The 8,540-nt window shown below is 58.8% G+C and carries 7 protein-coding genes; 4 read left to right on the top strand and 3 right to left on the bottom strand.

Translation table 11 applies throughout. The features are described 5' to 3' along the window. Positions 1-94: 94 nt before the first annotated feature. Positions 95-769: a DUF2959 domain-containing protein gene (locus tag B9G99_RS10110; RefSeq protein WP_086622070.1), complete on the bottom strand. Its 675-nt coding sequence runs from the start codon at positions 767-769 to the stop codon at positions 95-97. A gap of 8 nt (positions 770-777) precedes the next feature. Next, the gene (gene fabV, locus B9G99_RS10105) at positions 778-1,977 is read right to left on the bottom strand and encodes an enoyl-ACP reductase FabV (RefSeq protein WP_086623418.1); all 1,200 of its coding nucleotides are present in this window, start codon (positions 1,975-1,977) and stop codon (positions 778-780) included. A 241-nt stretch (positions 1,978-2,218) separates the two neighbouring features. Here fabV and B9G99_RS10100 point away from each other — a divergent pair, with 241 nt between their 5' ends. After that, positions 2,219-2,632 (top strand): DUF7079 family protein, encoded by a 414-nt coding sequence (locus B9G99_RS10100; RefSeq protein ID WP_086622069.1) that lies wholly within the window; start codon positions 2,219-2,221, stop codon positions 2,630-2,632. Positions 2,633-2,705: 73 nt separating this feature from the next. On the opposite strand, the gene B9G99_RS10095 is transcribed toward B9G99_RS10100, so the two are convergent. Beyond that, on the bottom strand, positions 2,706-5,174 hold the full coding sequence (locus B9G99_RS10095) for a mechanosensitive ion channel domain-containing protein (protein ID WP_227875779.1): 2,469 nt from the start codon (positions 5,172-5,174) through the stop codon (positions 2,706-2,708). 346 nt (positions 5,175-5,520) lie between these two features. On the opposite strand from B9G99_RS10095, the gene B9G99_RS10090 reads away from it, so the two are divergent. The 3 genes from B9G99_RS10090 to dgcA all read left to right on the top strand — a co-directional run bounded on the left by B9G99_RS10090 (position 5,521) and on the right by dgcA (position 8,534). Continuing rightward, positions 5,521-6,417 carry a LysR family transcriptional regulator gene (locus tag B9G99_RS10090; RefSeq protein ID WP_086622067.1) on the top strand — a complete coding sequence of 299 codons (897 nt, stop codon included), beginning with the start codon at positions 5,521-5,523 and terminating at the stop codon, positions 6,415-6,417. Positions 6,418-6,522: 105 nt separating this feature from the next. After that, on the top strand, positions 6,523-7,557 hold the full coding sequence (dgcN, locus tag B9G99_RS10085; RefSeq protein ID WP_086622066.1) for an N-acetyltransferase DgcN: 1,035 nt from the start codon (positions 6,523-6,525) through the stop codon (positions 7,555-7,557). Then, positions 7,557-8,534: an N-acetyl-D-Glu racemase DgcA gene (gene dgcA / locus B9G99_RS10080; protein ID WP_086622065.1), complete on the top strand. Its 978-nt coding sequence runs from the start codon at positions 7,557-7,559 to the stop codon at positions 8,532-8,534. The genes dgcN and dgcA overlap by 1 nt, the downstream gene beginning before the upstream one ends. Positions 8,535-8,540 lie beyond the last annotated feature (6 nt).

Below are 8,540 nucleotides of genomic sequence, written 5' to 3'. Positions count from 1 at the left end.
CAATCAATCAGGCCTTGGACTAAGCAGCCGATCTTTCAGCATAAAAAAAGGCAGCCTGGGAGGCTGCCTTTGACGAGCGAAACGCCAGGAGACATCAGTCCATGGGCGTCATGCCATCAATAAAGCGATTGGAGCGTTCGATCGAGGCCTGCATCTCACGCCTCAGGGTGGCGATCTGCATTTCCAGCTGATTGACCTCCCCCTTTAACGCACCGATAGCGCGCGCATTAAGGTTATGCTTGAGAAACAACACATTGTCGTGCATGGCCGTCAGGACCGGCGGCATCGTGTCTTCAGCGCGATGCATGGCATCAAGCATCTCGCCGTAGCGCTGACGTGTCTGCTCCAGCTCACGCTCGCTCTGACGTCGATACGCCTGGTTCTGATACTGGTCCAGCTCGCCTTCCCACTCCTTGAAAAGCGCCTGTGCCACGCTCTCGATGGCATCGATGCGTTGACTGACACGCTCGGCAGCCGCCTGGCTGCGCTCGTAGTCGGACTCGAGTTCACCGTAGGTCCGGGACAGTTTGCTCTCAGGTACCTTGACCACGCTCTGATAGCGCTCCAGCGCGGAAGAGAACTGCTCATCGGCATCCTGCTGCGCATCACGGGCGGCGATGACACGGTCCGAGAGGATATCTCGCTTGTGTACGCCGGCCTGCTCCATGACGTCGTAGTAGGCACTCTGGCAACCTGAAAGTGTCAGGGTCGCCAGCAGCACCGCTACAGGCGCCCATGTCGTTGGGCGTGAGAGTCTCGATAGCGCCATGGCAGGCCTCAGAGTTGAACCACGTCGAAATCGACCTTCGGATTGACGTCGGCATCGTAGTCGACGTCATCACGGTCAAAACCGAACAGCTTGAGAAACTCGTGCTTGTAGCCAGCGTAGTCGGTCATCTCAAAAACGTTATCGCTGGTAACCTTCGGCCACAGCGCCTTGCACTCATCCTGCACGTCATCACGCAGTTCGCGATCATCCAGACGCATGCGGCCGGCGTCATCCAGAGCCGGGCGCTGGCCGGCAGTCAGGTGCTCATGGAACAGTCGGTTGAGCTGATCGATCGTGCCTTCATGCAGATTCTTCTCTTTCATGATGCGATAGACCATGGAGATGTAGAGCGGCATGACCGGAATGGCGGCACTAGCTTGGGTGACCACGGACTTGAGCACGGCAACGTTGGCATGGCCGCCCTTTTCGCTCAAGCGGGTGTCGAGCGCCTGCGCCGCACGATCGAGATCTTCCTTGGCCTTGCCCAGCGAGCCGTGCCAGTAGATCGGCCAGGTGATTTCGGTGCCGATATAGCTGAAGGCCACCGTGCTGGCGCCTTCGGCCAGCACGCCGGCCTGATCAAGCGCGTCGATCCAGAGCTCCCAGTCCTCACCACCCATGACGCGAATGGTATTGTCGATCTCTTCCTGTGACGCCGGCTCGACCGAGGCCTCGATGATTTGATCCTTGTTGGTATCCAGCGCCGTGGCTCGATAGGTCTCACCGATCGGCTTGAGGGCTGACTTGACGACTTCACCGCTGTCGGGAAGCTTGCGCACCGGTGATGCCAGCGAATAGACCACCAGATCGATCTGACCACCCATCTCGCCTTTGATCATCTCGATGGCCTGATCGCGCGTTTCATGGGCGAAGGCATCACCGTTGATCGAACGGCTATAGAGCCCTTCAGCACTGGCCAGCCGATCAAAGGCTGCCGAGTTATACCAGCCTGCCGATCCCGGGCGGGTTTCGGTACCCGGCTTTTCAAAGAAAACGCCCAGCGTATCGGCACCACATCCGAAGGCGGCAGTGATACGTGCCGACAGGCCATAACCGGTAGAGGCACCGATGACCAGAACCTTTTTCGGACCGCCTTCGATGGTGCCGCGCGAGCGAGTGATCTCGATCTGCTCGCGCACGTTCTGCTCGCAGCCGACCGGATGGGTTGTCGTACAGATAAAACCGCGAACCTTGGGATGGATAACCACACTCACCTCTACTTGCCTGAAAGATAAACGAACGGCATCTCAATGAATGAAATGCCCTCCCGTCATGCTGCATCAATGCTGGCCGGGCCACCGAGTGTCCCGTAATACTCAAAATTGAGTCATGACGACCTGACGCGTATTTTACCGGGTACGGGCGCAGGTGTCCGCACACGCCGGAACCAATGTTTCTTAACCACCTCAATACTGCAGGGTGAAAACGGTGTCATCTTCACATGACAACATGAATGACCCACAGCGTCTGCTCGATCATCGTCGTGACCTCTGGATGGCGCTGGCACCGCTGTGGCTGGATCGAGAACCGGGTGAGCGCGACTATGCCCGTATGGCCGATGTCATCGAGCGATATGATTTCACCACGGACGAGCTCGAGCGCATCTATCGTGTCGAGATGTCACCGGTGCTGGTTCGCCACCAGGTGTCACTGGCCGGAGAGTGGCGCGCCTTCGATGAAGATCGACTGCTTCGTCAATTGACCTTCCATGTCTGGAAGCTGACTCGCTGGCGCCGCGGGTTCTGGCTGCTTTTTTCCGGCCTGACCACCATGATGACGCGCCACCGTTACAACATGCTCATGGATGTCGTGCTGACCCGGCGCAGAATGGCCGCCGAGCAGGACGCCGCTTCCGGCGATTAAACCATCGTCATGACATGCGCAAAAAAAGGGGCATCCATTGGATGCCCCTGTCGTTGCTGACGATCACGCCGGTTTAACGATCGACGTCGTTATCTCCCTCGCCCTCGTCATTATCCTCATCCGGCAGCTTTTCGTTTTCCTTCAGGCGACTGCGCTCGGCCTCCCCTCTGGAAACGGTTTTGGCACTCTTTTGTGATGGCGTCTGACCTGCCGCGCCGGCCTGCCCTTCTTCCACCACGTATTCGTCGAGGACGTGAACGTTGGCCGGCGGTGCGCCGCCATTCTTGTCCTGACCGAAATAGAGCGTGGTATGTGGGTACGGAATCTCGATACCGGCCGCATCGAAATGCTTCTTGACCAGGCGATTGAACGCACGTCCAACCCCCCACTGTGTGCCGGGCTTGGTCTTGATCATGATGCGGATATTGACCGCGCTGTCGCCCAGCGACACCACGCCCGGTACGGCCATGTCATCAATGATGTTGACCGCCTGCTCCGGATTTTCCCGCAGCTCATCAAAGGCCTTGTGCAGATGATGGATAGCGTCATCCACATTTTCGCGATAAGCGATGCCGTATTCACCCACGTGATAGGCAAAGTCACGCATGTAGTTGGAGACCGTATCCACCGAGGAAAACGGAATCACGTGGAAGGTGCCATCAAGTGACCGCAGCCCTACCGAGCGAATGGTGATCTTCTCGGCCGTCCCGGTCAGACCGGCCACGCCCACGACATCCCCGGTATTCATGGCATTTTCCAGCTGAATGAACACACCGGTAATGATGTCCTGCACCAGTTTCTGGGCACCGAAACCGATCGCCAGACCCACGACACCGGCACCGGCAATCAGTGGCCCGATGTTGATACCGATCTGGGACAGCACGATCAAAAGGGTCATGGTCACGATCAGAATCAGGATCGCATTACGAAACAGCGACAGCAGGGTCTGCTCGCGAGCGCTTGGCGCCGAAGCAGCACTCAGGCGATGCTCGATAAAGCTTGCAACGACCGTCCAGATCAGCGTGGCAATCAGCAGGATAATCGCGACATGCACGATCATGCCGATGGTCTCGGCGCCACTGTCCGAGGTCAGCCAGCCCGGCAGATCAAAGGCCTTCCACGCATCCAGCACCGTCAGGACCACGAAGATGCCCAGCAGAATGCGAAGACCACGCAGGGCCTTGGGCACGTAGGAGTTGATCCGCGCTTCCAGCTGCGGCAGACGCTCACGAAGCCCCTCGGAGAGATGGATACGACGTGACAGAGCGATGGTCAGAAGCGACGAAATCAGGATACCGACCCCGACGGCCAACAGGGTCTGCACGGTCGCGTGCGCCATGAACGGCAGTGCTTCTGCTGGCTGCAATTGGCTGACCACCAGCAGCACGGTGAAGTAGGCCAGCGCGAACAGATGCCAGACCCGACCCAGAATACGCAGCAGGGTGCTGAAGAAGGCAAAGTTGCTCTCGTCGGCACGACCATTGAGGTTATCACGCAGTGTCTTGCGGTTTTTCAGAATGACGCGCACCGCGTAGATGTAGACCCCAATCATGATCAGCAAACTCAGGATCTGCCCCACCGCCGGTGACAGCATGGCATTGACCATCGGTACCGCCACCATCAAACCATAACCGGTAATGCCTACCAGACGCGCCAGCCAGCGATTCCAGTACGACGCCGTCTCGCTCGACATGGCAAAAAGGCGCAGAGAATCATAGCGGGTCGAAAACACCATTCTGATCAGCGCCTTGACGATCTCAACGATGACAAAGGCATTGATGAACAGGGATTCGGCACGGCCAATCTCGCCCGCTTCACCGGCAAAGAACAGACTGATCACGTAGCCCACGGCGCCGGCCAGCAAAATCACGACAACATCGATTAAAAGCGCGCCGAGTACGGCACTCCAGCGCTTGAGCAGTGCTCCAGCGGCCTGCTTTTGTTCCTTCTCGTCCAGCGTCTGCTGAGCTTCCTCATCTCCTGCCTCGATCGGTGGTGCTGAAGCAGGAGCAGGCCGACGTGCAACCCACGCATTGATACGCTGATAGATGCGAGCCACCAGAGCTCGAAAGACATAAAAGGCGACAACCGTTGAGGCTACGGCAATACCGAAGGCCAGCAGGATAGTGCCCCAGAGCGCCCAGGGCAGCCCGGCGCCTTCGCCATCTCCGGCACTACGGAAAGCCGCGATGGCATTGGTGACATCCTCGGCAACCCCCTGGGCAAAGCCCTGGGTCATGTTCGCAATACGTCCGCCCAGTGACTGCTGTTCGGCCGGCACGCCGGCTTCGGCGGCAGCATCGCTGCTCTTCTCGGCTGAAGGCGCCTCACCCTGCGCAAGGCTGCGCAGCTGCGAGATCATTTCATTACGCGTTTGCTCATTTTCCAGCAGATCCGCCAGCGCCGCATAGGAGGGTTGCTCGGAAGATTGAGAAGATGCCCCTTCTGCCTGGGGGCTTGCCATTGCGGCTACCGACATCGTGCTCAACAAGAGCACCATCAGAGGTAGCCGAAGCCAATAAAACAGCCTCGTTAAAGCCACGTGTATTCTCCATGGTCATATCAGATAGGTACCGTCGGGCCCGAAAACCCCTTTGCGGCGCACAAGCTTTCATAACCTGGTACAAAAGGCCAGTGCTTTCAAAACGCTGACCAGAGTCTATCGTCCAGGCCTTCTTGTCACCAGAGCGGTCTGTCATGAGCACGTTCTGGTGCAGGCCCTGCTTCAATCATCAGCGCCCATGAAAAATACCGTCAGGCTCTCTGAAACACGCCACCGCATTTTGAATGCGCTGTCTCATCGGTATACCCATGCCTCTCAAGCCGGTAATGCATGTGGCACTGACAGTCGGCATCATGGATGAACCCCTCGCCAATGTGGCCTCAACATGAAACTGCGTCATATCGAAGTCTTCCATGCCCTGATCAGTTGCGGCAGTGTCAGTGCAGCCGCTCGAAGACTTAATGTTTCCCAGCCCAACGTCACGCGTACGCTGGCTCACGCCGAAACCACGCTGGGCGTTCGTCTGTTCGAGCGTCATCCGCGTGGGCTGACCCCCACGCCGGAAGCGCTGCGGCTGTGGCCGGCCATCGAGGCGGCGGTCAAACAGCTGGACGTGGTGGATCAACTGGGCCGCCAGCTCTCTCATGGCGTGGATCAGCATCTGCGTCTGGGCGCATCCCATGCGCCCGGACACCTGGTCATACCGGGGGCACTTATTGCCCTTCAACGCCGGCTACCAGCGCTGGAGATCGAACTGGTCACCTCGCATTTCTCCACCCTGTGCGATGAACTGCTGGCCCACCGGCTGGACATGGCGCTGGCGTTTGAACAGCCGGCCCCTGAAGGGATCGAGTGCGAGCACCTGATGCGCGCACCCATGAAAGCCCTGCTGCCGCCGGATATGGATGCCCCGATGCAGGCGACGCTTGAATGGCTCAACGACCACGGTTTGATTCTGATGCCGGAAGAGGACCCGCTGGGCACCCTGCTGGGTCAGGCACTAAAGGCCCGGGGGCTGTCTCCAGCGGCACGTCTTCGGGTCAAGACCTACAGCGTGATTGCCGAACTGGTCATCGCCGGTGGCGGGACGGGAATCGTTGATCCCTTTACTGCCGAGCGCTACCGCGACCGTTTGCAGGTATTGCCGCTGGCGCCCGAGCTGAACATGAATGTAGCCCTGCTAAGGGCGCGCCATGTGCCCTGGCCCCACGCGGCGCATCAGTTGAGAACGTTGCTGATTGATCAGCTGGCAACGCATTCAAAACGCTGGCAGACAGATTAGAGACAAGGTATACGCTGAAGTTATACCGAATCGACAAATCAGCATTCGAAGCTATGACCTTTTTCGTCGACACTGACTCCCTTTCCCACTCACACGGAGCCAGTGATGACGAGCCAGCCCTATCGACCTGCAGAAATTGTTTCGCCCTACCTTTTGTTTCTGGGAGACATTGAAGACAGCGTCTCGGCGAAGATGGCGCGTGCCGTGGTTATCTGGCGCCCGGAAAAAGCCGTTGGTCAGCTGCGCATGACCGAGAAGACGGTCAGCGTCGGCATCGAGGATCTCAGCATCGAAGAAGCCTGCGCCCGCGGCGCACGTACGCTGGTGATTGGTGTTGCCAACTCGGGCGGCAAGCTTCCGTCACACTGGCGCGATGTCATCTGTCAGGCCATCGAGAACGGTATGGATGTGGCCAGTGGCATGCATCAGCGCCTTGATGCCATCGAAGGCGTGGCCGAACTGGCACGTAAACATGGCGTCACGCTTCATGACATTCGTCATAGCCACCCGCCACTGGAGGTAGGCAACGGCGAGCCTCGCCAGGGCAAGCGAATACTGACTGTCGGCACCGACTGTTCGCTGGGCAAGATGTTCAGCTCACTGGCACTGCAGCGCGGCCTTGAAGAGGCCGGTTTCAATGCACGCTTTCGCGCCACCGGGCAGTGCGGGGTACTGGTGGCCGGTGAAGGCGTCGCCATCGATGCCGTCATCGCCGACTTTATCTCCGGTGCCGTGGAGTGGTTGAGCCCGGCAGCCGCTGATGACCAATGGGACATCATCGAAGGTCAGGGCTCGCTGTTTCATCCTGCCTATGCAGGCGTCAGCCTTGGCCTGCTACATGGTGCCCAGCCCGACTACATCGTGATGTGTCATGAACTGGGCCGGCCTCATATGCGCCACCTGCCCAACCGGCCGATGCCTGACATGGCTGCCTGTGTCGAGGCCAGCCTGAGCGCTGCTCGCATTACCAACCCCGATGTGCAGCTCGCCGGTTTTTCCGTTAATACGTCTCAGGTGGATGAGGCGACGGCGAGACGTGAGCTGGAAGCGCTGAGCCAGCAGTTTGGGGTACCGGCAACCGACCCCATACGCTTTGGTATCGAACCGCTGGTCGCCACCTTTACGAAAGGAGCTGCGTAATGCGTACGCTCAAGCGCTATACCCAGACCTGGCCGCTGGATCGCCCCTTCGTGATCGCGCGCGGCGCCAGTACATCGATTGAAATTATCCGCGTCGAGATTCACCAGGACGGCGTTGTGGGAACGGGCGAAAGCAAACCCACCCCGCGCTATGGGCACAGCGCAGAGTCGGTCATGGAAGAGATCGACGAAGTGTCGCTGGCCATTGAACAGGGTATCGATCGCAAGGCATTGCTCAAGCGCCTGCCGGCAGGCCCTGCGCGCAACGCACTCGACTGCGCCCTGTGGTCGCTGGAATGCGCCCTCGAGGGCACAACGCCAACAGCACGACTGGGCCCTCCGATCGGACATGAAATCGTCACGGCTCATACCATTTCCATCGCCACGCCGGAGGAGATGGCCGAGGCGGCTCGTCGGGAGCTGGCACAGGGCGCACGGCTTTTGAAGATCAAGCTCAACGATGAGCAGGTTGTCGAACGGGTACGCGCGGTAAGGGAAGCCGCTCCCGATGTACGTCTCATCATTGATGCCAATGAGGCGTGGTCACCGGAGAACGTGGAAAGCTGGTGTCAGGCGCTGGCAGAACTCGATGTCGAGATGATCGAACAACCCCTCCCCGCCGGAGAAGACAGCGTGCTGGCAGACTTCGCTCACCCGGTAGCACTGTGCGCCGATGAAAGCTGCCATACCCGGGAAGATATTGCCCTTCTGAGCGATCGCTATGAAATGATCAACATCAAGCTTGATAAAAGCGGCGGGCTGACAGAAGCGCTGGCGATGGTGGAAGAGGCCCGTAAACATGACATGCGCATCATGGTGGGCTGCATGCTGGGCACTTCCATGGCCATGCGGGCAGCACTGCCGGTGGCCGCACACGCCGACATTGTCGATCTGGATGGCCCGATCTGGCTGTCAAATGATGATGTTCCGGCACTGGATTATCGCAACGGCTGGGTCAGGGAAACCCACGACACCTGAAAGTCA

Origin of the sequence: Kushneria konosiri (assembly GCF_002155145.1) — a bacterium.
Classification (GTDB): domain Bacteria; phylum Pseudomonadota; class Gammaproteobacteria; order Pseudomonadales; family Halomonadaceae; genus Kushneria; species Kushneria konosiri.
The sequence above is the reverse complement of the archived record's forward strand: the minus strand, read 5'-3'. Positions and strand labels throughout refer to the sequence as shown.

Coding starts and splice junctions, on each gene's coding strand:
- dgcN (WP_086622066.1), top strand. CDS start 6,523: ATGACGAGCCAGCCCTATCGACCTGCAGAAATTGTTTCGCCCTACCTT.
- dgcA (WP_086622065.1), top strand. CDS start 7,557: ATGCGTACGCTCAAGCGCTATACCCAGACCTGGCCGCTGGATCGCCCC.
- B9G99_RS10100 (WP_086622069.1), top strand. CDS start 2,219: ATGAATGACCCACAGCGTCTGCTCGATCATCGTCGTGACCTCTGGATG.
- B9G99_RS10110 (WP_086622070.1), bottom strand. CDS start 769: ATGGCGCTATCGAGACTCTCACGCCCAACGACATGGGCGCCTGTAGCG.
- B9G99_RS10090 (WP_086622067.1), top strand. CDS start 5,521: ATGAAACTGCGTCATATCGAAGTCTTCCATGCCCTGATCAGTTGCGGC.